We start from the raw sequence: 21,474 nt of genomic DNA on the forward strand, positions 1-21,474 counted from the left end.
CCCGTCCTACAGGCCCGCCGCCGACAGGGCGTCGTCGATCGCGTCGCGGACTTCGTTGATCGTCCGGCCCGCAGCCAGCTCCCGTGCCGTCAGCTCCTCGATCCGGTCCTCGACCTCGGCGTACCGCGCGAGCCAGCGTTCCTTGTCGGCCTGCCAGTAGCCCATCATGTGGTAGCGATCAGGCGACCAGCCGAGGCCGCGGCGCAGGTGGGTGCGCATGACACGCATCGCGCCTGCTTCACCACCGGCCCAGACGTACTCGGCGTCGGCGAGGCGCGGTAGCGCGGCAAGGGTGTGGGGGAGCCGGCTCGGGGACAGGCCGTTGCCGGTACCGGTCAGCCAGGTCACCGTCAGCTCGGCAGCGGTGGCCCACTGCTGCCGGTCGGCGTCGTCGGGGATCTCGGCGACGACGTGGACGGTCGTGCGGTGGTCGAGCGACTCGACGATCCGGCCGGCAGCGGGCAGTGCGGTGAGGTCCGCGAGCAGAACGAGGCGACGTGCGGGCACGGGCGGATTCCACCAACCCTTGGGTGACGACAACAGCACGGGTGTGCCAGGCGCTGCAGACCGCGCCCACTGCGCCGCGACGCCGCCGGCGTGAACCGCGAAGTCGATGTCGACGACGCGCATGACAGGGTCCCAGGACCGGACGGTGTAGCTGCGGCGGTGGCCACGCTCCGAGGCGTCGGGGAAAGCGACGAGAACCCGCTCGTCGGGGTCGCCGCTGGTGTTCCAGTCGGCGAGTGGGGGTCCACCGATGCGGACCCGTCGCAGGCTCGGTGAGAGCGTCGTCACGTCTTCGACGCGGGCGCGGAATCGAGGGTCGTCGGGGGTCGCCACGGGCCTACCCTAGGCCGACCAGGCACATCCCAGCGATTTCCTCGGCATACCTGCTGGAATGTGACCCGCGACACGCCGAGGGTGGCACGCCGATGACCTGCGCGAAGGCTTACGACCTGGGAATTCCATGAATGTCGTTCACAACATCTCGCGTGTTGCGGGTTTGTCTGCCACTAGGTGTAGTGTCGGAGGCACCGAGAAGGCAGTGCCCGGAACGGTCGAGAACGTGGGCCGAGGGGCTGCTTCAGTAGGTGAGATTGGCGTCACGCACGGCGTCGCGATCCGGCTGTTGCCGGCCGTGTTCACCGCGTTCGGAAGGACCGAGTAAACACCGTTCACTGGATTTCGAAAGCACAGCTTCGATTCGTAAGCCAAGGGGAAGAGGACTTACATGAGCATCACCGTCTACACCAAGCCGGCATGCGTTCAGTGCAATGCGACCTACCGTGCGCTCGACAAGGCCGGTATCGAATACAACGTCATCGACATCAGCGAGGACGCCGAGGCCCGCGACTTCGTGATGGCCCTCGGGTACCTGCAGGCGCCCGTCGTGGTCGCAGGCGACGATCACTGGTCGGGATTCCGCCCCGACCGCATCAAGTCCCTCGCCACCGCCGCGGCCTGAAGACCTCACGGAGATGATCGGCAGTGACCTCGCTGGTCTACTTCTCCAGCGCATCGGAGAACACCCACCGCTTCGTGGAGAAGCTGGGAATCCCGGCTGAGCGCATACCGCTGCACGACCGCGAGGGCACGTTCGAAGTCGACGAGCCGTACGTCCTGATCCTGCCCACCTACGGCGGCGGGACGACGGTGACCGGACGCGACACGAGCTACGTGCCCAAGCAGGTCATCCGATTCCTCAACAACCAGCACAATCGCTCCCTCATTCGAGGGGTGATCGCTGCTGGCAACACCAACTTCGGCGAGTCGTATTGCTATGCCGGAAACGTGATTTCGCAGAAGTGTCAGGTTCCGTACCTGTACCGCTTCGAACTAATGGGAACAGCCGAGGACGTCGACGCAGTGCGCCAGGGCCTCGCAGACTTCATGGAGAGTGAACAGTGGCACCGACCATCACAGACACAGCCCCGGCTGGGAGTGTAGAGCGCGCTACGGCACGACCCGACTCGTCCGCGGGGGAGCTCGACTACCACGCGCTGAACGCGATGCTGAACCTGTACGGCCCGAACGGGGAGATCCAGTTCGACAAGGACCGTGAGGCGGCGCACCAGTACTTCCTGCAGCACGTCAATCAGAACACCGTCTTCTTCCACAACGTGGACGAGAAGCTGGACTACCTGATCAAGGAAAACTATTACGAGCGTGAGGTTCTCGATCAGTACACGCGCAACTTCGTCAAGGATCTGATCGACCGTGCGTACGCGCACAAGTTCCGATTCCCGACGTTCCTCGGCGCGTTCAAGTACTACACCTCGTACACGCTCAAGACGTTCGACGGCAAGCGCTACCTGGAGCGCTTCGAGGACCGCGTCTGCATGGTCGCGCTGACCCTCGCTGCGGGTGACGAGCACCTCGCGGAGCAGCTTGTCGACGAGATCATCTCCGGCCGCTTCCAGCCGGCGACCCCGACGTTCCTCAACTCCGGCAAGAAGCAGCGCGGCGAGCCCGTCTCCTGCTTCCTGCTGCGCATCGAGGACAACATGGAGTCCATCGGCCGCGCCATCAACTCGGCACTGCAGCTGTCCAAGCGCGGTGGCGGAGTTGCGTTGCTGCTCAGCAACGTTCGCGAGCACGGTGCGCCGATCAAGAAGATCGAGAACCAGTCGTCCGGCGTAATCCCGATCATGAAGCTGCTCGAGGACTCCTTCTCCTACGCGAACCAGCTCGGCGCGCGTCAGGGTGCGGGCGCGGTGTACCTGCACGCCCACCACCCGGACATCTACCGCTTCCTCGACACCAAGCGGGAAAACGCGGACGAGAAGATCCGCATCAAGACGCTGTCCCTCGGCGTCGTCATCCCGGACATCACGTTCGAGCTGGCGAAGAAGAACGAGGACATGTACCTCTTCTCGCCGTACGACGTCGAGCGCATCTACGGCAAGCCGTTCGCCGACATCAACGTCACCGAGAAGTACTACGAGATGGTCGACGACAAGCGCATCCGCAAGTCGAAGATCAAGGCGCGCGAGTTCTTCCAGACCGTCGCCGAGCTGCAGTTCGAGTCCGGCTACCCGTACATCATGTACGAGGACACCGTGAACCGCGCCAACCCGATCGCGGGCAAGGTCACCCACTCGAACCTGTGCTCGGAGATCCTGCAGGTCTCCACGCCGTCCGAGTACAACGACGACCTGACCTACAGCACCGTGGGCAAGGACATCTCCTGCAACCTCGGGTCGCTGAACATCGCGAAGACGATGGACTCGCCGGACTTCGCGCAGACCATCGAGACGTCGATCCGTGCGCTGACCGCAGTCGCGGATCAGACGTCCATCGACTCCGTGCCGTCGATCCGGAAGGCCAACGACGAGGGCCACGCCATCGGCCTCGGGCAGATGAACCTGCACGGTTACCTCGCCCGCGAACGGGTCCACTACGGCTCGGCCGAGGGTATCGACTTCACGAACATCTACTTCTACACGGTCGTGTACCACGCGATCCGCGCGTCCAACGCGATCGCCAAGGAACGCGGCACGTACTTCGCGGGATTCCCGGAGTCCAAGTACGCGACGGGCGAGTACTTCGACAAGTACACGAACCAGGTGTGGGAGCCGGCGACCGAGCGGGTGCGGCAGCTGTTCGCCGACGCGAACGTCCACATCCCCACCCAGGACGACTGGCGTGAACTGAAGGCGTCCGTGCAGCAGTACGGCATCTACAACCAGAACCTGCAGGCCGTCCCGCCGACCGGGTCGATCTCCTACATCAACAACTCCACCAGCTCCATCCACCCGGTGGCGTCGAAGATCGAGATCCGCAAGGAAGGCAAGATCGGTCGCGTCTACTACCCGGCGCCCTACCTGACGAACGACAACCTGGAGTACTACCAGGACGCGTACGAGATCGGGTACGAGAAGATCATCGACACCTACGCCGCTGCCACCCAGCACGTGGATCAGGGGCTGTCGCTGACGCTGTTCTTCAAGGACACCGCCACCACCCGCGACATCAACAAGGCGCAGATCTACGCGTGGCGCAAGGGAATCAAGACGCTCTACTACATCCGCCTGCGGCAGATGGCCCTCGAAGGCACCGAGGTGGAGGGTTGCGTCTCATGCATGTTGTGAGTCTTGGTAATGATTTTTCGAACGGAGTGAGGGCATCGTGAGCCAGAAGATCAAGCTGATCGACCGGGTGTCGGCGATCAACTGGAACCGCGTCCCCGACGAGAAGGACGCGGAGGTGTGGGACCGCCTCACCGGCAACTTCTGGCTGCCGGAGAAGGTGCCGGTCTCCAACGACATCCCGTCCTGGAACACGCTGACCGCGGGCGAGAAGCAGCTCACCATGCGGGTGTTCACGGGTCTGACGCTGCTCGACACCATCCAGGGCACCGTCGGCGCCGTCTCGCTGATTCCGGACGCGCTGACCCCGCACGAGGAGGCGGTGTACACCAACATCGCGTTCATGGAGTCGGTGCACGCGAAGTCGTACTCCAGCATCTTCTCCACGCTCTGCTCCACGCGTGAGATCGACGACGCGTTCCGCTGGTCGGAGGAGAACCCGAACCTGCAGCGCAAGGCCGAGATCGTCCTCGAGTACTACAACGGCGACAGCCCGCTCAAGCGGAAGGTCGCTTCGACGCTGCTCGAGTCGTTCCTGTTCTACTCCGGCTTCTACCTGCCGATGTACTGGTCGTCGCGAGCCAAGCTCACCAACACCGCCGACCTGATCCGCCTGATCATCCGCGACGAGGCCGTCCACGGCTACTACATCGGCTACAAGTACCAGCGCGGACTCGAGCAGCTCACGCAGGAGGAGCGCGAGGACCTCAAGAACTACACGTTCGAGCTGCTGTTCGAGCTGTACGACAACGAGGTCGAGTACACGCAGGATCTCTACGACGAGGTCGGGCTCACCGAGGACGTCAAGAAGTTCCTGCGCTACAACGCCAACAAGGCGCTGATGAACCTCGGCTACGAGGGCCTGTTCCCGAAGGACGAGACAGACGTCAACCCGGCGATCCTGTCGGCGCTGTCTCCGAACGCGGACGAGAACCACGACTTCTTTTCCGGCTCCGGCTCCAGCTACGTCATCGGCAAGGCCGTCAACACCGAAGACGAGGACTGGGACTTCTAGCGCACCCGGCCCCGCTTCACCCTGCATCGACCGAATGTGGCGGTCAGTCATTCCGAATGACTGACCGCCACATTCGGTCTTGGGCGCCGGCGCTCTTCTCACACGTTTCGAACGGGGTTACCGTCGACGTGGCGGGTTCACAATCGCGAGGAGGCGGCGATGAGCGGTCGGGTGGTGCACTTCGAGGTCCCGTTCGACGACGGGGACCGGGCACGGGGGTTCTACCGTGACGTGTTCGGTTGGGACTACCACGAAATGCCCGAGTACAACTACACCGGTGTGTCGACCGGTCCGACGGCGGACACCGGGATGCCCGCCGAACCTGGGTACATCGGTGGCGGCATGTTCGAACGCGAACCGTCGTTCCCGCGGGGGCCGGTGATCACCATCGACGTCGCGAGCATCGACGACACGCTCGCCAAGATCACCACCCTCGGCGGTGAACCGGTGGGGGAGAAGACGGAGGTCGGCGAGATGGGATACGCCGCCTACTTCAAGGACACCGAGGGCAACGTCATGGGTCTGTGGGAGACCCGGACGTCCTGACCGCTCAGCGCTCGAACCAGGTCTCCGGACTGCCTCGCAGCGCCTTCTCGATCCGCCCGACGGAACTGTCGTTGAGTGGGGCGGGCAGCGCGTCGGGGGAGAACCACGCGAACTCGAGGTTCTCGTCGTCGGACGGGTGCGGTTCCCCGCCCACGTGGCGCGCCAGGAAACACAGGTCCAGATACTGGGCCTGGTCGCCGTTGGCGTGCGTCAACGGCGAGGTCACGTCCACGCTGGACAGTCGGACGAGTTCGACGTCGACGCCTGCCTCCTCGCGGATCTCCCGGACGATCGCGGCCGCGGGCTGCTCGCCGGGTTCGAGGATGCCCGAAACGATCGCCCAGTTTCCATTGTCGGCCCTGCGTCCCAACAGGATTCGTCCGTCCTCGTCGACGACGACGGCGCTCACGCCGGACAGCCACAGTGGGGCGTGTCCGACGTGAGCGCGGAGGTCGAGGATGAACTCGGGGACCGGCATCAGTACCGGAACGTGACGGGTGCGGCCTGCTGCCCGGAGTAGGGGAGCAGGATGCTCGGCGCGAGCGGCGCCGCGAACCGCGCCGGGATGCCCGCGAACTCGCCGCCGCCTGCCCGCGCCGGGGTGTCGAGTTGCGCGAACCGGATGCGGTGCATCGAGTCGTCGCCGACCATGTTGCCGTCGGACGTCTCCGCGGTGAGGAAGGTGCCCTGGTCGGTGAATTCGATCCACGGGTTGGTGAGGGCGATCTCCGCGAGGTGGAACCGGGTGAACGAGACGACGGTGCCGCGGTAGCGGACGGTGCCGAGACCGGTCGCGGGATCGACGTCGGCGCCGTCGAGTTCGAAGGTGAGACGGCCGTCGCCGCTGACCGATGCGCCGTCACTGCCCGTGATCGATCCCTGCAGTGTGGTCTTCACGAGATCTGCGTATCCGGGTGCAACGCCCCACACGAGGTCCTGCTGCGGCGGCACCGGCGCGTTGGGCCCCGGTGCGGGATCGAAATTCACCGGCACCGACAGTTCCTCGGCGGCGTTGACGGCGTCGGCGGCTGCATACGTGTAGACGCCGTACACGGCATCGGGGGCGGTCTTCGCCGGCTTGGTGACGGTGAGCGTCGCGGTGAACGAGCCGTCGTCGGCCAGTGGCACCCACTGCTGGCGAATGGTCCGACGGAAGTCGAACGGGACGTCGGGCACCCGGTTCAACGCGTCCTCGGACATCACCCATGCCGTTGCGGAACGCTGCTGGCCGACGCGGGCGTCGGAGGGAGCGTCCTCGGACGGACGCCAGTCGGGCGCGAACGCACCGAAGGCGACGAACGTGCCGTGCGGGACGCCAGGGGGAACGGGGACGGGCAGACCCGATGTGTTGGCGTCGGGGTCGAATCCGGTGCCGCGCACCACGATCCGGTCGCCCTGGTGGACGGCGGTGTCGCCCAGCGGAGTGACACCGTCCGCTGCGAGCACCTCGATGTGCGCGGTCCCGGTCGGTGCCGCGACCGCGCCCGGCGCGGTGAGGGCCGAACCGGCGAGCGCGACGCCCAGTCCCGCGAGGAGAACCCGCGTCCTAGTTGACGTAGCCATTCAGTGACGCCTCCAGATCGTCGAGGATGCCGTTCGCGGCGATCACGCCGATGCCGGTCATCCAGATTTCGTCGTCGACCGCGAACACACGCTTGTCCGTCACCGCGCCGAGCCGCTGCCACAGGTCGCCGTTCATGATCTCGACGCCCTGGCCACGGGCCTCGTCGCCGTAGAAGCTGACGTAGATGATGTCGCCTTCGGCCTTCGGCAGTTCCTCTTCGCTGAGTTCGGCGAACCGGCGATCCTGCGCGCCCTCGAGCCGCTGGAACGGGGGCCGCTGCACGCCCGCGTCGGCGAGGACCTGACCGGAGAAGCTGTCCGGGCCGTAGATCCGGATGACGCCCGGCATGAACCGCACCACCGACGCCTGGGTCTCGGAGGAGTTCAACGACTTGCCGGTCTCGGTGGCGGTGGTCTCGTACGTGTCGAGCACCTGCTGAGCACTGGCTCCGCGGCCGAGGGCCGTGCCGTCGAGGACCAGGTTGTCCTTCCACGTCAGGCCCACCTTCTCGGTGAACGTGGTCGGCGCGATGGCCGAGAGTCGCTCGTAGTCGTCCGGGGTGCGGAACTTCGAACCGAGGATCAGATCCGGCTGCAGTGCCGCGATCTTCTCGAAGTTGGGCTCCTGGACGGTGCCGACCGGTTCGACCGCTGCGATGGTCGCGCCGAGGTACTCGGGCTGCGCGCCGACCGCGCCGGTGACGGCCGCACCGACGAGGCGGTCCTGCAGTCCGAGCGCACACACGGTATCGAGCTTGTCGGTGTCGAGGACAACGATTCGCTGCGGGTCCGCCGGGACCTCGGACTCGCCCGCGGCGTGCGCGACCTTCCGAACCGAGCCGGTGACGCCTGCGGGGTCGACGGGGGCGGTCGGGCCGCAGACGTTCTCGGTGTCGCGGGCGTTGCCGAGGACGCCCGCACCGGCGACATTGGTGGTGCTGCGGACGATGGTGCTCGCCGCGTCTTCGGTTCCGGATCCGCCGCACGCGGTGAGGACGAGCACGGAGGCCGCGAGCACGGCGGTAGGTGTCAGGCGGCGGATGAGTGTGGGCTTGCGCATGTGGCGGGGCTTTCCTCTCGCGGGGGGATGCTCCGAAGACTATCGACGGTGACGGTCCGGTCACCGTGGGGGAGAGCCAATCGAACGTAGGTAAGCCAAACCTTAACATTGCGAAGGTTGGTCATGGCTCGACGGAGTGTGCGGTCGCACACGCGCCGATGCGCGCACACGTCGGTAGCGCCGCCGGTGCGACGGCGACGCGCGATCGCGATCGTGATGAGCCTTCCCGTCTCTGCAGGTCAGGGACGAGTTCGGTTTTCGGATCGACACGAAGTACGACAAGAGGTAGGACCCGGTCCCCGGATCGTCCGGCGACGGTCTACGATTCTCACAGCGCAAGCCATGAGGATGGTCGTCTCGCAGCCCGAGGCGAGTGTCCTGAGCGAGCCTGCGGAGCGACCAAGGGCACATTCAGGAGGATCAGTGACTGCCGTAGCGCCCCAGCCAGTCCCCGAGCTAACGGCCAAACGGCCGTTTCCGGCGAGGCTTGGACCTAAGGGTTCCTACATCTACAAGATGATCACCACGACCGATCCCAAGGTCCTCGGGATCATGTACATGGTGACGTCGTTCGCGTTCTTCCTGATCGGCGGCCTGATGGCCCTGCTGATGCGTTCGGAACTCGCGATCCCCGGCATGCAGTTCCTGTCGAACGAGCAGTTCAACCAGCTGTTCACCATGCACGGCACGATCATGCTGCTGATGTACGCGACGCCGATCGTCTTCGGTTTCGCGAACTACATCCTGCCGCTGCAGATCGGTGCGCCCGACGTCGCGTTCCCGCGCCTGAACGCCTTCAGCTACTGGCTGTACCTGTTCGGCTCGACCGTCGCGACCGCCGGCTTCATCACCCCCGGTGGTGCCGCCGACTTCGGTTGGACCGCGTACAGCCCCCTCACCGACGCCCTGCACTCGCCCGGCGTCGGCGCGGACCTGTGGATCCTGGGCCTCGGCGTCAGCGGCCTCGGCACCATCCTCGGTGGCGTCAACATGATCACCACCGTCGTGTGCCTCCGCGCTCCCGGCATGACCATGTTCCGCATGCCGATCTTCACCTGGAACATCCTGGTGACCAGCGTGCTGATCCTGCTCGCCTTCCCGCTGCTGACCGCGGCGCTGCTCGGCCTGTTCGTCGACCGTCACTTCGGCGCGCACATCTTCGACCCGGCCAACGGCGGCGTTCTGCTGTGGCAGCACCTGTTCTGGTTCTTCGGACACCCCGAGGTGTACATCATCGCCCTGCCGTTCTTCGGCATCGTGTCGGAGATCTTCCCGGTCTTCTCGCGTAAGCCGATCTTCGGTTACAGCGGCCTGGTCTACGCCACGCTCGGCATCGCCGCCCTGTCCATCGCGGTGTGGGCGCACCACATGTACGCCACCGGCGCGATCCTGCTGCCGTTCTTCTCCTTCATGACGTTCCTCATCGCGGTTCCGACCGGTGTGAAGTTCTTCAACTGGATCGGCACCATGTGGAAGGGCCAGTTGACGTTCGAATCGCCGATGCTGTTCTCGGTCGGCTTCATCGTGACGTTCCTCTTCGGTGGCCTGTCCGGCGTCCTGCTCGCCAGCCCGCCGCTCGACTTCCACGTCACCGACTCGTACTTCGTCATCGCGCACTTCCACTACGTGCTCTTCGGCACCATCGTGTTCGCCACCTACGCGGGCATCTACTTCTGGTTCCCGAAGATGACCGGACGCATGATGGACGAGCGTCTCGCGAAGTGGCACTTCTGGACGACCTTCATCGGCTTCCACGCCACGTTCCTCGTGCAGCACTGGCTCGGCAACGAGGGCATGCCCCGTCGCTACGCCGACTACCTGCCCTCCGACGGGTTCACGACCCTGAACACGATCTCCACGATCGGTGCGTTCATCCTCGGTGCCTCGACGCTGCCGTTCATCTGGAACGTCTTCAAGAGCTACCGCTACGGCGAGGTCGTCACGGTCGACGATCCGTGGGGCTATGGCAACTCGCTCGAGTGGGCGACCACCTGCCCGCCGCCGCGCCACAACTTCACCGAGCTGCCCCGGATCCGTTCGGAGCGCCCGGCGTTCGAGCTGCACTACCCGCACATGGTCGAGCGGATGCGCGCAGAGGCACACGTCGGCCCCGGGCACGGCAGCAAGACCGCCGTCCTCGAGGACGCACACTGAGCCTTCGCGTCGCCGACCAGCGATAGCGCAGATGGCAACTGAAAGGCCCCGCCCGACATTCGGGCGGGGCCTTTCGCCTTGCAGAACCCTGCTTGGCACAATGGAGTACGAAACTCGTGGCAGCGGCCGCGGGATGGAGGGAGATTCTCGGTGGGTTCGGATGCACAGTCGGCGACGACGGTTCTCGTGACCGTGACGGGCCGGGACCGCCCGGGCGTCACCTCGGTCCTGCTCGCCGCGCTCGCACGGCACCACGTGAGCCTGCTCGACGTCGAGCAGGTGGTCATCCGCGGCAGGCTCACGCTCGGAGTGCTCGTCGAGTGCCCGTCGGATCCGGAAGCGCTGCAGGAGGCGCTCGAGGGCGCGATGGCCACGGTCGGCATGAGCGTGGACGTCGAGATCGGTGGAGGTGCCGCGGCGCGGCCCGTCGCGCCCACACACGCCGTCGTGGTGCTCGGCAGCCCCGTCACCGCGCGCTCGTTCAGCCACATCGCGAGCGAGCTGGCGAAGCAGGGCGCGAACATCGACTCGATCCGTGGCGTCGCGGACTACCCCGTCACCGGTCTCGAACTGATGGTCACCGCGTCCGACACCAGCGAGGCCGCGAACGCCCGTTTGCGCACCGCGTTGTCCGAACTGGCGATGGCCGAATCGGTCGACATCGCCGTCGAGCGCGCCGGCCTTTCCCGGCGGGCCAAGCGGCTCGTCGTCTTCGACGTCGACTCGACGCTCGTTCAGGGCGAGGTCATCGAGATGCTCGCCGCACACGCAGGCGTCGAGGACAAGGTCCGTGAGGTCACCGAGTCCGCGATGCGCGGCGAGATCGACTTCACCGAGTCGCTGCACCAGCGGGTCGCGACCCTGGCCGGGCTCGACGCGTCCGTGATCGACGAGGTCGCGGCGCAGATCGAACTCACCCCGGGCGCCCGCACCACCATCCGAACCCTCCGTCGCCTCGGCTACCACTGCGGCGTCGTGTCGGGCGGTTTCCGGCAGGTCATCGAGGGCCTCGCGCACGAACTCGAACTCGACTTCGTCCAGGCCAACACGCTGGAGATCGTCGACGGCAAGCTCACCGGCCGCGTTGTCGGGGAGGTCGTCGACCGCGCAGCCAAGGCCGTCGCACTGCGCCGGTTCGCCGATCAGGTCGGAGTGCCGATGGAGCAGACGGTCGCCGTCGGCGACGGCGCCAACGACATCGACATGCTCAACGCCGCGGGTCTCGGGGTCGCGTTCAACGCGAAGCCTGCGCTGCGCGAGGTCGCCGACGCTGCGCTCTCGCATCCGTTCCTCGACGCGGTGCTGTTCGTTCTCGGAGTGACCCGGCACGAGGTCGAGGCCGCGGACGCCGTCGACGGGCTGGTGCGTCGGGTTCCGCTCTGATGCTGATGCTGCCCGACGCCGGGTTCGCTGCCAGGCACGCCGTCCTCGCGGCCGGGTACGGTCACCGACCCGACCCGGAGGATCCCGCGCAGGTGCTGGCGATGCCGCTGGTCCTGCACATCCCGAAGGCCGATCGGCCCGCACGTACCGCGGTGCTGGAAGCGGCCGCCGCGGCGACGGTGGCGCTGTGCCTGGACGCTCGCGTCGGAGAGGGCGAGGACGGCGAACCCGGGCCGTGGCAGCGTGACTACCTGGCATGGACGGGCGCCCGCATCCGTAAGGTTGCGCGCCGGGCGAGGGGCGCGCAGTGGCTGGCCGTGCAGGACGTCGACGGTGTCACCGTCGACGTCGACGGTGCGCAGGCTCGGGCGTTCGTCCCGGGGCCGGTCGGCGACCTCGATCCTCGGGTGCGCAAACTGCAGATTGGTGGCACCGATCTCGACCACGACGATCCCGACGACGCCGACCCGTCGTTGCCGGTGCTGTGGCTGAACGCCCCGCTCGGGATGACGGTGGGGAAGGCGGCCGCCCAGGTCGGGCACGCGGCGATGATGCTCGCGGGCGCGATGACGGTGACGCAGGCGGCGGAGTGGGCGGCGCAGGGGTTCCGCTGTGCGGTGCGTGAAGCCGATCCACAGCGCTGGGCCGAGGTGACCGCACTGGTCGCCGCGGGCGAGGCGGTGGCCGTTCGTGACGCCGGCTTCACCGAGGTCGCCCCCGGGTCGATGACGGTCGTCGCGACGGCGACGCCACGGGATGCGGTGCCGGGTGTGCCGGCTGGTGAACGGATCTCCGGTCGGCGCTGGGCATTTCGTCGACCGGGTGGTCGGCGGCGGTCGTAGCGCTGGTCGTTCGCGGGTGGGCTGACACTGCTCGCCGGACTTGTTGATCGTCGGAAGGTGGTGCAGGCGTGAGTCTTTCGTCAAGGTTGCAGGACAAGGGCGGGCCGTTGCTCGCGGAGCAGCTCGCGCATCCGACGGTCGTCGGTATCGGCCGAGGCGACCTCGACCCCGCCGAGTTCCGACGCTGGCTCGAACAGGACTACCTGTACCTGCTCGACTACACGCGGGTGTTCGCACGACTCGCGTGGCAGGCGCCCGACGGGCACCTCGGAGAACTCGTCGACCTGGCGCACTCGACGCTGCACGAGGAACTGAACCTGCACCGGGAACTCTCGCAACCGTTCGGCGCCGACTTCGACGCCGCGACCCCGAGTCCGCAGTGCGCGGCGTACACGGGTTTCCTGCTCGACGCCGCCGCCGACTACGGGCGCGGGCTTGCCGCGTTGCTGCCGTGCATGTGGGGCTACTCCCGGTTGGGAGTAGCGCTCGCGCACAACCCGCCCGCCGACCCGCGCTTTCGGCGCTGGGTCGACACCTACGCGGATCCCGGCTTCGCGGCGCTCGCACAGCGATGCGCGCAGATGTTGGACGAGGCGGCGCCGGACGAGACCGTCGCGGAGGAGGCATTCATGACGGCGATGCGGCACGAGCTCGCATTCTGGGACGCCCGGTGAGCACGGCAGCAGGCGCTGCTCGACGGTGAGACCGAGCGCTGGTCGACGGTGACGCAGCGCGCCGCGTTCGGGCGCGTCGTCGGCTTCGAGGAACGGTTCCGGGGCGCGCCGGCATGAGTCCCCGACACGCGTCTGCATCCCGGTGTACGGGGACGGCGTGCGTGAGAGAAGATGGCAGCCGTGTCCGAACCTGATCCCGATCTGCTCATCGATTTCGACGACGTCCTGATCCGCCGCGGTGGCGTGACCCTGGTGGGTCCGGTGACCTGGAAGGTGGAGCTCGACGAGAGGTGGGTCGTCCTCGGCCCGAACGGTGCCGGTAAGACGTCGCTCCTTCGTATCGCGGCGGGGGAGGTGTTCCCGACGTCCGGTCACGCGAACCTGCTCGGGGAGACGCTCGGCCGGGTCGACGTCAACGAATTGAAGCCGCGCATCGGGCTGTCGTCCTCGGCGCTCGCGAACCGCGTCCCCTCGGACGAGTTGGTGAAGGACCTCGTCGTCTCCGCCGGGTACGCGGTCCTCGGCAGGTGGCGTGAGCGCTACGAGGACATGGACACCGAACGCGCCGTGGAGATCCTGGAGAGCATCGGCGCGGAGCACCTCGCTGACCGCACCTACGGCACGCTGTCCGAGGGCGAGCGCAAGCGGGTGCTCATCGCTCGCGCGCTGATGACGGACCCGGAGTTGTTGCTCCTCGACGAGCCCGCGGCCGGACTCGACCTTGGCGGTCGCGAGGAGCTCGTGGCGCGGCTCGCCGATCTGGCGGCCGACCCCGACGCGCCGGCGACGGTTCTCATCACCCACCACGTCGAGGAGATTCCGCCCGGCTTCACCCACGCGCTGCTCCTCAAGGAGGGTGAGGTCGTCGCGCAGGGACTCGTCGACGACGTCATCACCGCGGAGAACCTGACGACGGCGTTCAGCCAGTCGATCTCGCTCGACCGCGTCGACGGCCGCTTCTTCGCCCGTCGCACCCGGCTGCCCGGTCAGCACCGCCGCTGACGCCGCTCCACCCGGGCGGCGGGGCGGCGGCGGACGCGGCGTAAGTTGCGTGACATGGATCTCAGCCAGCTGCCCACCGACGTCCCGGTCAAGGACGCGTCCACCGTCATCCTGTTGCGCGACGGCGCCTCCGGTCCGGAGGTGTTCCTGCTACGCCGCGTCGTGAGCATGGAGTTCGCCGGCGGCATGACGGTGTTCCCCGGTGGCGGCGTCGATCCCCAGGACGCATCCGCCGATGTCGCGTGGGCGGGGCCACCGGTCTCGTGGTGGGCAGAGCGGTTCGGCGTGGACGAGTCGCGCGCGAAGGCGCTCGTGTGTGCGGCGGTGCGCGAGACGTTCGAGGAATGCGGGGTTCTGCTCGCGGGCCCGACCGCGGACACCGTCGTCGCCGACACCTCCGGTTATGCGCAGGCCCGCAAGCAACTCGAGTCACGCGAGCTGTCCTTCAGCGAGTTCATCGCGAACGAGGGATTGGTGTTGCGCGCGGATCTGCTTCGCCCGTGGGCGAATTGGATCACCCCGGTCGGGGAGAGCAGGCGCTACGACACCCGCTTCTTCGTCGCCGCCGCACCGGAAGGTCAGACGGCCGACGGCGAGACGTCCGAGGCGGCGTCGGTGGCCTGGCAGACGCCCGAGGAGGCGCTCACGGACTGGCGTGCCGGGAAAACGATCCTGCTTCCGCCGACGTGGACGCAGTTGACCTCGCTCGCGCAGTTCGGTTCGGTCGCGGAGGCACTCGCCGCAGAGCCGGAGATCCCCGTGATCCTGCCGACGCTGTACCAGGAGGACGGGCAGCTGAGGGTGCGGTTCCCGGGGCAGGATCCCTACTACGAGGCCGTGATCCATCCGTGGAGCAAGCGGTAGCGACGCAGGCTCCGGGTTGGGACGAGCGGAGCGCCGGATCTGGGATCAGGGATTACCGGTAGCCTTCCGGTCATGGCTGAGTTCGTAACCCTCGAAGTGTCCGACGGCATCGGCACCATCCGTCTTGCCCGTCCCCCGATGAACGCCCTGAACCGTCAGCTCCAGGAGGAGCTGCGGGCGGCGGCCCGTGAGGCCACCGTCAACGACGAGGTCGCGGCCGTCATCGTGTACGGCGGCGAGAAGGTGTTCGCGGCCGGTGCGGACATCAAGGAGATGGCGGACATGACGTTCGCCGAGATGTCGCCCATCGCGGGGGAGCTGCAGTCTGCGTTGGGTGTGATCGCCGACATCCCGAAGCCGACGGTCGCGGCGATCACGGGCTACGCCCTGGGTGGCGGTCTGGAGATCGCGCTCGGTGCCGACCGCCGCATCGCGGGGGACAATGCGAAGCTCGGTGTTCCCGAGGTGCTGCTGGGCGTCATTCCCGGCGGCGGCGGCACGCAGCGGCTGGCGCGTCTGATCGGCCCCGCGAAGGCGAAGGACATGGTGTTCACCGGTCGTTTCGTCGGCGCCGAGGAGGCCCTGGCGATCGGTCTGATCGACGAGATGGTCGCACCCGACGAGGTGTACAACGCTGCCCGCGCGTGGGCGTCGAAGTTCGTCGGTGGCGCTGCGCGTGCGTTGGCCGCGGCGAAGGCGTCGATCGACCAGGGTCTCGACACGGATCTGAACACCGGTCTGAAGATCGAGGCGGCCCAGTTCGCGGCCCTGTTCGCCACCGAGGACCGCACGATCGGCATGGCGTCCTTCGTCGAGAACGGACCGGGCAAGGCCAAGTTCGTCGGCAAGTGACCTCGGGTGCTCCGGGTGACGCGTGGTCGCGTCACCCGGGGCCATTTTTAATCCAAAACTAGAACTTGTTCCTTGCTTACCGCAGGGTAGGCTCTCCTCCATGACTGCAAGCCCGAACAACGGCGTCGATCCCGCGCCGAACCCGCACGCCACGGCCGAAGAGGTCGAAGCAGCGCTCAAGGACACCAAGCTCGCCCAGGTCCTGTACCACGACTGGGAAGCCGAGACGTACGACGAGAAGTGGTCCATCTCGTACGACGAGCGGTGCATCGAGTACGCGCGCGGTCGGTTCGACGCCGTCGCCGGCGACGCGGGGGATCTGCCGCTGCCGTACGGGCGGGCGCTCGAACTGGGCTGCGGTACCGGGTTCTTCCTGCTCAACCTGATGCAGGGCGGGGTCGCGAAGACCGGTTCGGTGACGGACCTGTCGCCGGGCATGGTCAAGGTCGCGCTGCGCAACGCCGAGAACCTCGGACTCGAGGTCGACGGCCGGGTCGCGGACGCCGAGCGGATCCCGTACGACGACAACACCTTCGACCTCGTCGTCGGGCATGCGGTGCTGCATCACATCCCGGACGTCGAGCAGTCGCTGCGCGAGGTGCTGCGGGTGCTCAAGCCAGGCGGCCGTTTCGTCTTCGCCGGTGAGCCCTCCACCGTCGGCAACTTCTATGCCCGCTGGCTCGGCCGCATCACCTGGGAGGCCACCACCACGGTCACCAAGCTGCCGTTCCTGGCCGACTGGCGTCGCCCGCAGGCCGAGCTCGACGAGTCCTCTCGCGCTGCGGCACTCGAGGCCGTCGTCGATATCCACACCTTCGACCCCACCGACCTCGAGAACATGGCGAAGTCGGCGGGCGGCACCGAGGTGCGGGCGATCACCGAGGAGTTCGCCGCGGCGCTGCTCGGCTGGCCGGTCCGGACCTTCGAGGCGGCGGTTCCGCCGGAGAAGCTCGGCTGGGGATGGGCCAAGTTCGCGTTCGGTGGCTTCAAGACGCTGAGCTGGGTCGACGACAAGGTGCTCAAGCACGTCGTCCCGCGCAACTTCTTCTACAACGTGATGATCACCGGCGTGAAGCCGGGCGAGAACTGATCGTCGGTGGGTTATGACTTCACCCCGGAGGACGTGCGGTACCTGAGCGCCGCCGCCGCCGATCTCGCGGAGGTGGATCAGCTCGAACTCTCCGCGCGCACGCACCTGGCTGACATCGGCCGGGTGCGTGCCCGTTTCGGCGACCGGTCGGGTGCGCTCGTCGAGACGGTGCTGCTGCGACGCCGCGCCGAGGGCAAACTCGACGCGCATGCCTGGCTGCTCACCGACGACGCACTCCAGCAGGCCACCCCGACCGTCGTGGCGCGGCACCGCGCCGCTCGGCTGTCGGGCCGGGACGTGCACGACGTCACCTGCTCGGTCGGCGCGGAACTGTCCGCGCTCGTCGGCGCCGCACGTCGCGTCCTGGGCAGCGACATCGACCCGGTTCGGACGGCGATGGCGTCGCGAAACGTTCCCGGCGCCACCGTCATCCGCGCCGACGCCCTCGCACCGTGCAGCCGCGACACCGTCGTGCTCGCCGACCCGGCCCGCCGCTCGGGCGGAAAGCGCAGGCATGACCCCGCCGCGCTGATTCCACCGTTGCCGGACCTGCTGGACGTGTATGTGGGCCGGGACATCGCGGTCAAGTGCGCCCCGGGACTGGACTACGACAAGCTCGGCTGGGACGGCGAGGTGGAGATCGTCTCGTTGTCGGGTGGGGTCCGTGAGGCCTGCCTCTGGTCGCCCGGTCTCGCGGGTGAGCGCGTCGGTCGTCGGGCGACGGTCCTCGCCGCCGACGGTACCGGCTGGGAGATCACCGATGCCGAGTCCGACGACATTCCGGAGCAGGATCCGGGGGAGTGGATCGTGGACCCGGACGGCGCCGTCGTACGCGCGGGGTTGGTGCGGCACTACGCGGCCCGCCACGGGCTGTGGCAACTCGACCCACGGATCGCCTACCTGACCGGCAACTCGGTGCCCGAGGGCGTGCGCGGATTCCGGATCCTGTTGCAGCTCAAGTACTCGGAGAAGGCACTCAAGCAGGAGTTGGCCCGACTCGACTGCGGCGTCGCGGAGATCCTGGTGCGCGGTCTCGACGTCGACCCGGCGGTGCTGCGCCCGAAACTCAAGTTGAAGGGTGACCGCTCGCTGAGCGTGGTCCTGACCCGGATCGGTCGGACACCGGTGGCGTTCGTCTGTGAGGCCGGCGCCCGAGTCTGAAATTCGAAAAGTTGACAGTCGCTGTCACAAAGGCAGATACTCTCATCATGTGGGGTTGGTGTACCCCGGCGACATGATGAAGGGCGGTTCGGATGTCACTGCGGGAACGTCAGCGCGCGCAGGTTCGGGCGGAGATCCAGCGAGCGGCATTCGCACTGTTCGCCCGTGACGGTTTCGACGACGTCACCACAGACCAGATCGCCGCAGCCGCCGGGGTCTCGCCCAGCACCTACTTTCGGCACGTGCGCAGCAAGGACGATCTGCTGCTCGACCCGGTCCGGGAGGGTGGTGCCGGAATCGTTGCGCTCCTCGAGGAGCGTCCGGACGCCGAGTCCGCGGATGTGTCACTGGCACAGGCGATCCTGACTCGGTCGACCATGTTCGCAACGCCGGAGATCGAGCAGTGGCGTGCGGCCTTCCGCACCGCCCCCCACCTGCTGGACCGGGTCGCCCTGATCACCACCGAGCACAGGTCCAGGCTGATCGAGCTGGTGGCGCAGCGCATGTCGCGTGATCCCGAGACCGACAGCAACCCGGGACTGCTGGTGCACCTGATGCTCGCGGCCGCCGAGTTCGGCTACCTGCAATGGCTGCGCGCTGTCGACGACCACGGCGCCTCCCTGCCCGTGTGCGTCGAAGGCGCGGTCGGGGCGGTCCTGAGCGATCGGTGGAGCATCACCTCCTGACCGATCCACACGTTCGAAATATCGCTTTCACCAATCTGATTCACCAACGACAGGAGTCAGTGTGATGACGCACGCCCATGAGCAGGTTCACGAGACGGTCGACCTCGTCGTCGTCGGTTCCGGTGCGGCCGGGATGGCCGCTGCCATCACGGCCGCCCGTAGCGGCCTCGACACCGTCATCGTGGAGAAGTCGGAGTACTGGGGTGGGTCGTCGGCCCGCTCCGGCGGCGGGGTGTGGATCCCCGGGAACTCCGTGCTCGCACGTCAGGCGCCGACGGACGACCTCACGGACGCGCGAACCTACCTGACGAGCATCGTCGGGGAGGGCGCCGACAGTGCTCGGATCGACGCCTACATCGATCGGGGCGCGGAAGCGCTCGACTTCCTCATCGAGCATTCGGCGCTGGATCTCGAATGGGTGAAAGGCTATTCGGACTACTTCCCCGAGGCGCCCGGTGGACGGGCGACCGGGCGGTCGTGTGAACCCGTGCCGTTCGACGGGCGCAGACTCGGTGACGACCTGCGTACGCTGCACCCGTCCTACACCAAGGCGCCGCTCGGTGTCGTGGTCAAACAGGGCGACTACCGGTGGCTCAGTACGGGTCTGCGTCACTGGCGCGGCCCGGTACGAATGATCGGTGTCGGAGCCCGGACCTTCCTGGGTCGCGTCCGCGGGAAGAAGCTGCTCGGGCTCGGCTCCGCGCTCATGGGCCAGATGATGCTCGGTGTGCGCGCCGCGGGGGTTCCGGTCCGCCTGGGTACCGCAATGGCGGGGCTGGTCATCGAGGGCGGCCGCGTCGTCGGCATCGAGGTCGAGCGTGACGGCGTCCGGACCGTGCTGCGTGCCCGCCGCGGAGTCGTGTTGGCGTGCGGCGGTTTCGACAACAACGCCGAGATGCGGCAGCTCTACCAGCGGGAACCGGTGAACACGTCGTGGTCGCTCGGCGCGCCGACCAACACCGGGGACGGCATCACCGCAGGACTGGAGGCAGGTGCGACGGTGTCGTACATGGACGACGCGTGGTGGGCGCCGTCGATCCCTCTCCCGAAGGGGCCGTGGTTCGCACTCGCCGAGCGGTCCCTGCCGCGCAGCCTGATCGTCAACGATCGCGGGGTGCGGTTCATGAACGAGTCGTTGCCATACGTGGAGGCGACGCACCGGATGTTCGGTGGCCCATTCGGTCAGGGTGAGGGCCCGGCCGAGAACTTCCCGGCCTGGCTCGTGTTCGACCAGACGTACCGGGATCGGTACATGTTCGCCGGTCTGCCCGCGCGGCAGCCGATGCCTCGCTCGTGGCAACGGGACGGGGCGATCGTCGCCGCCGGGTCGATCGCGGAACTGGCCGACCGGATCGGGGTTCCCGCCGACGCGCTCACCGCCACGGTCGACCGGTTCAACGGCCACGCGCGGGCCGGTTCCGATCCCGACTTCGGGCGCGGCCAAAGCGCGTACGACCACTACTACGGCGACATCACCAACAAGCCCAACCCCAGCCTCGGTGAGCTCACCAAGGCGCCGTTCTATGCAGCGCAGATGGTGCCGGGGGACCTCGGCACGAAGGGTGGAATCGACACCGACGCGGTCGGCCGGGCCTTGCGCGGCGACGGAACGGTCATCGACGGTCTCTATGCCGCCGGAAACACGAGTGCGCCGGTGATGGGCCACACCTACGCCGGTCCCGGGGCGACGATCGGACCCGCGATCGTCTTCGGCTACCTCGCGGCACTCGACGCAGCAGCAGGCTAGGCGGCGCGCGCGATCGTGGCGCGCCCGATGCCGGCGCGGTAGCGGTCCAGGACGACCTCGACGAGCAGGGCGTGGTCGCCGATCACGTCGGCGCGCAGGGCCCCGGGCGCGGCCTCGTCGGCCGCGGCGTCGATGCGGTCGGTGAGCAGGCCGGGAGCGAGGAACCAGGGTGCGATGACGATCTGCTTCGCCCCATCGGCCCGCAATCGGGAGACGGCCTGCGACACCGTCGGTTCGGTGGTGGCGAAGCACACCTCGACACCGGACCACGCGGTGCCCACGAGCAGGCGCGGAGCGATCGTGGCGGTGCGCGCGTTGGCGTCGGCGCGGGACGACCCGACGGCGGCGAGAACCACTCCGGCACCGGGATCGTCCACCGTCACGCCTGCCGCAGCGACCCGGTCCCGAACCGCCGAGACGAGCCGGTCGTCGTCGCCGAGGACATCGGTCTGCACCAGGTCGAGTCCCGGATGACGCGACCGGGCGGCGGCGAGCAACCCGGGCAGGTCGACCCGGGCGTGGAACGCACTGCCCAGCAGCAGTGGCACCACGACCGCGGACGAATGGCCCTCCGCGGCAACGGTATCGATGACCTGATCCACCGACGGAGCGGACAGGTCGAGGAAGCACAGCCGGACGTCGAGGTCCGGACGCGCGCCCCTGATCGCCGCCGCGGCGGCCGCCATCGCCCGCGCGGAGCGGGGATCGCGGCTGCCGTGCGCGACGAGAATCAGGGGCGGCGTCATG

The 21,474-nt window shown here is 67.6% G+C and carries 21 protein-coding genes; 16 read left to right on the forward strand and 5 right to left on the reverse strand.

What is annotated here, in order from left to right; all coding sequences use genetic code 11:
- Positions 1-6: 6 nt before the first annotated feature.
- A complete protein-coding gene (locus RHCRD62_RS11505) occupies positions 7-840 on the reverse strand; it encodes a siderophore-interacting protein (protein ID WP_050064836.1) in 834 nt (277 codons plus the stop codon).
- 391 nt (positions 841-1,231) lie between these two features.
- Between RHCRD62_RS11505 and nrdH the strand changes: the two genes are divergently transcribed.
- The 5 genes from nrdH to RHCRD62_RS11530 all read left to right on the forward strand — a co-directional run bounded on the left by nrdH (position 1,232) and on the right by RHCRD62_RS11530 (position 5,649).
- Complete coding sequence (nrdH, locus tag RHCRD62_RS11510) at positions 1,232-1,465, forward strand: glutaredoxin-like protein NrdH (RefSeq protein ID WP_050064837.1); 234 nt, start codon at positions 1,232-1,234, stop codon at positions 1,463-1,465.
- 23 nt (positions 1,466-1,488) lie between these two features.
- Positions 1,489-1,947, forward strand: coding sequence for a class Ib ribonucleoside-diphosphate reductase assembly flavoprotein NrdI (nrdI, locus tag RHCRD62_RS11515; RefSeq protein ID WP_050064838.1), 459 nt, complete (start codon positions 1,489-1,491; stop codon positions 1,945-1,947).
- Positions 1,905-4,091, forward strand: coding sequence for a class 1b ribonucleoside-diphosphate reductase subunit alpha (gene nrdE, locus RHCRD62_RS11520; RefSeq protein WP_050064839.1), 2,187 nt, complete (start codon positions 1,905-1,907; stop codon positions 4,089-4,091). The genes nrdI and nrdE overlap by 43 nt, the downstream gene beginning before the upstream one ends.
- Positions 4,092-4,128: 37 nt before the next feature.
- The gene (gene nrdF, locus RHCRD62_RS11525) at positions 4,129-5,103 is read left to right on the forward strand and encodes a class 1b ribonucleoside-diphosphate reductase subunit beta (protein ID WP_137873997.1); all 975 of its coding nucleotides are present in this window, start codon (positions 4,129-4,131) and stop codon (positions 5,101-5,103) included.
- Between the two features lie 159 nt (positions 5,104-5,262).
- Positions 5,263-5,649 carry a VOC family protein gene (locus RHCRD62_RS11530; protein ID WP_050064840.1) on the forward strand — a complete coding sequence of 129 codons (387 nt, stop codon included), beginning with the start codon at positions 5,263-5,265 and terminating at the stop codon, positions 5,647-5,649.
- A 4-nt stretch (positions 5,650-5,653) separates the two neighbouring features.
- Here the strand turns inward: RHCRD62_RS11530 and RHCRD62_RS11535 are convergent, their stop codons facing one another.
- Genes RHCRD62_RS11535 through RHCRD62_RS11545 form a run of 3 tightly spaced genes read right to left on the reverse strand, consistent with a single transcriptional unit; the run spans position 5,654 to position 8,272 of the window.
- A complete protein-coding gene (locus tag RHCRD62_RS11535) occupies positions 5,654-6,127 on the reverse strand; it encodes an NUDIX hydrolase (protein ID WP_050064841.1) in 474 nt (157 codons plus the stop codon).
- Positions 6,127-7,212 (reverse strand): HtaA domain-containing protein, encoded by a 1,086-nt coding sequence (locus tag RHCRD62_RS11540; RefSeq protein WP_050064842.1) that lies wholly within the window; start codon positions 7,210-7,212, stop codon positions 6,127-6,129. Before RHCRD62_RS11540 ends, RHCRD62_RS11535 begins: the two co-directional genes overlap by 1 nt.
- Positions 7,196-8,272, reverse strand: a complete 1,077-nt coding sequence (locus tag RHCRD62_RS11545) for an ABC transporter substrate-binding protein (protein ID WP_050064843.1) — start codon at positions 8,270-8,272, stop codon at positions 7,196-7,198. The genes RHCRD62_RS11540 and RHCRD62_RS11545 overlap by 17 nt, the downstream gene beginning before the upstream one ends.
- A 423-nt stretch (positions 8,273-8,695) precedes the next feature.
- Here RHCRD62_RS11545 and ctaD point away from each other — a divergent pair, with 423 nt between their 5' ends.
- The 11 genes from ctaD to kstD all read left to right on the forward strand — a co-directional run bounded on the left by ctaD (position 8,696) and on the right by kstD (position 20,727).
- Positions 8,696-10,426 carry an aa3-type cytochrome oxidase subunit I gene (ctaD, locus tag RHCRD62_RS11550; protein ID WP_084734212.1) on the forward strand — a complete coding sequence of 577 codons (1,731 nt, stop codon included), beginning with the start codon at positions 8,696-8,698 and terminating at the stop codon, positions 10,424-10,426.
- Between the two features lie 150 nt (positions 10,427-10,576).
- A complete protein-coding gene (gene serB, locus RHCRD62_RS11555) occupies positions 10,577-11,809 on the forward strand; it encodes a phosphoserine phosphatase SerB (protein ID WP_050064845.1) in 1,233 nt (410 codons plus the stop codon).
- A 5-nt stretch (positions 11,810-11,814) separates the two neighbouring features.
- A complete protein-coding gene (locus RHCRD62_RS11560) occupies positions 11,815-12,651 on the forward strand; it encodes an aminoacyl-tRNA hydrolase (protein ID WP_084734257.1) in 837 nt (278 codons plus the stop codon).
- A 68-nt stretch (positions 12,652-12,719) separates the two neighbouring features.
- Positions 12,720-13,325, forward strand: a complete 606-nt coding sequence (locus RHCRD62_RS11565; RefSeq protein ID WP_050064846.1) for a TenA family protein — start codon at positions 12,720-12,722, stop codon at positions 13,323-13,325.
- Between the two features lie 171 nt (positions 13,326-13,496).
- Complete coding sequence (locus tag RHCRD62_RS11570; protein ID WP_050064847.1) at positions 13,497-14,327, forward strand: ABC transporter ATP-binding protein; 831 nt, start codon at positions 13,497-13,499, stop codon at positions 14,325-14,327.
- A gap of 54 nt (positions 14,328-14,381) precedes the next feature.
- Positions 14,382-15,191, forward strand: a complete 810-nt coding sequence (locus RHCRD62_RS11575; RefSeq protein WP_050064848.1) for an NUDIX hydrolase — start codon at positions 14,382-14,384, stop codon at positions 15,189-15,191.
- A gap of 72 nt (positions 15,192-15,263) precedes the next feature.
- On the forward strand, positions 15,264-16,043 hold the full coding sequence (locus RHCRD62_RS11580) for an enoyl-CoA hydratase/isomerase family protein (RefSeq protein WP_050064849.1): 780 nt from the start codon (positions 15,264-15,266) through the stop codon (positions 16,041-16,043).
- A 100-nt stretch (positions 16,044-16,143) separates the two neighbouring features.
- Positions 16,144-17,133 (forward strand): class I SAM-dependent methyltransferase, encoded by a 990-nt coding sequence (locus tag RHCRD62_RS11585; RefSeq protein ID WP_050064850.1) that lies wholly within the window; start codon positions 16,144-16,146, stop codon positions 17,131-17,133.
- 6 nt (positions 17,134-17,139) lie between these two features.
- Positions 17,140-18,294: a THUMP-like domain-containing protein gene (locus RHCRD62_RS11590; protein WP_050064851.1), complete on the forward strand. Its 1,155-nt coding sequence runs from the start codon at positions 17,140-17,142 to the stop codon at positions 18,292-18,294.
- A 92-nt stretch (positions 18,295-18,386) separates the two neighbouring features.
- Positions 18,387-18,980 carry a TetR/AcrR family transcriptional regulator gene (locus RHCRD62_RS11595; protein WP_050064852.1) on the forward strand — a complete coding sequence of 198 codons (594 nt, stop codon included), beginning with the start codon at positions 18,387-18,389 and terminating at the stop codon, positions 18,978-18,980.
- Positions 18,981-19,044: 64 nt separating this feature from the next.
- The gene (gene kstD / locus RHCRD62_RS11600) at positions 19,045-20,727 is read left to right on the forward strand and encodes a 3-oxosteroid 1-dehydrogenase (RefSeq protein ID WP_050064853.1); all 1,683 of its coding nucleotides are present in this window, start codon (positions 19,045-19,047) and stop codon (positions 20,725-20,727) included.
- On the opposite strand, the gene RHCRD62_RS11605 is transcribed toward kstD, so the two are convergent.
- Positions 20,724-21,473: a sirohydrochlorin chelatase gene (locus RHCRD62_RS11605; protein WP_050064854.1), complete on the reverse strand. Its 750-nt coding sequence runs from the start codon at positions 21,471-21,473 to the stop codon at positions 20,724-20,726. The genes kstD and RHCRD62_RS11605 overlap by 4 nt on opposite strands.
- Between the last annotated feature and the right edge of the window lies 1 nt (position 21,474).

Source organism: Rhodococcus sp. RD6.2, from assembly GCF_001040705.1.
Lineage (GTDB): Bacteria > Actinomycetota > Actinomycetes > Mycobacteriales > Mycobacteriaceae > Rhodococcus_G.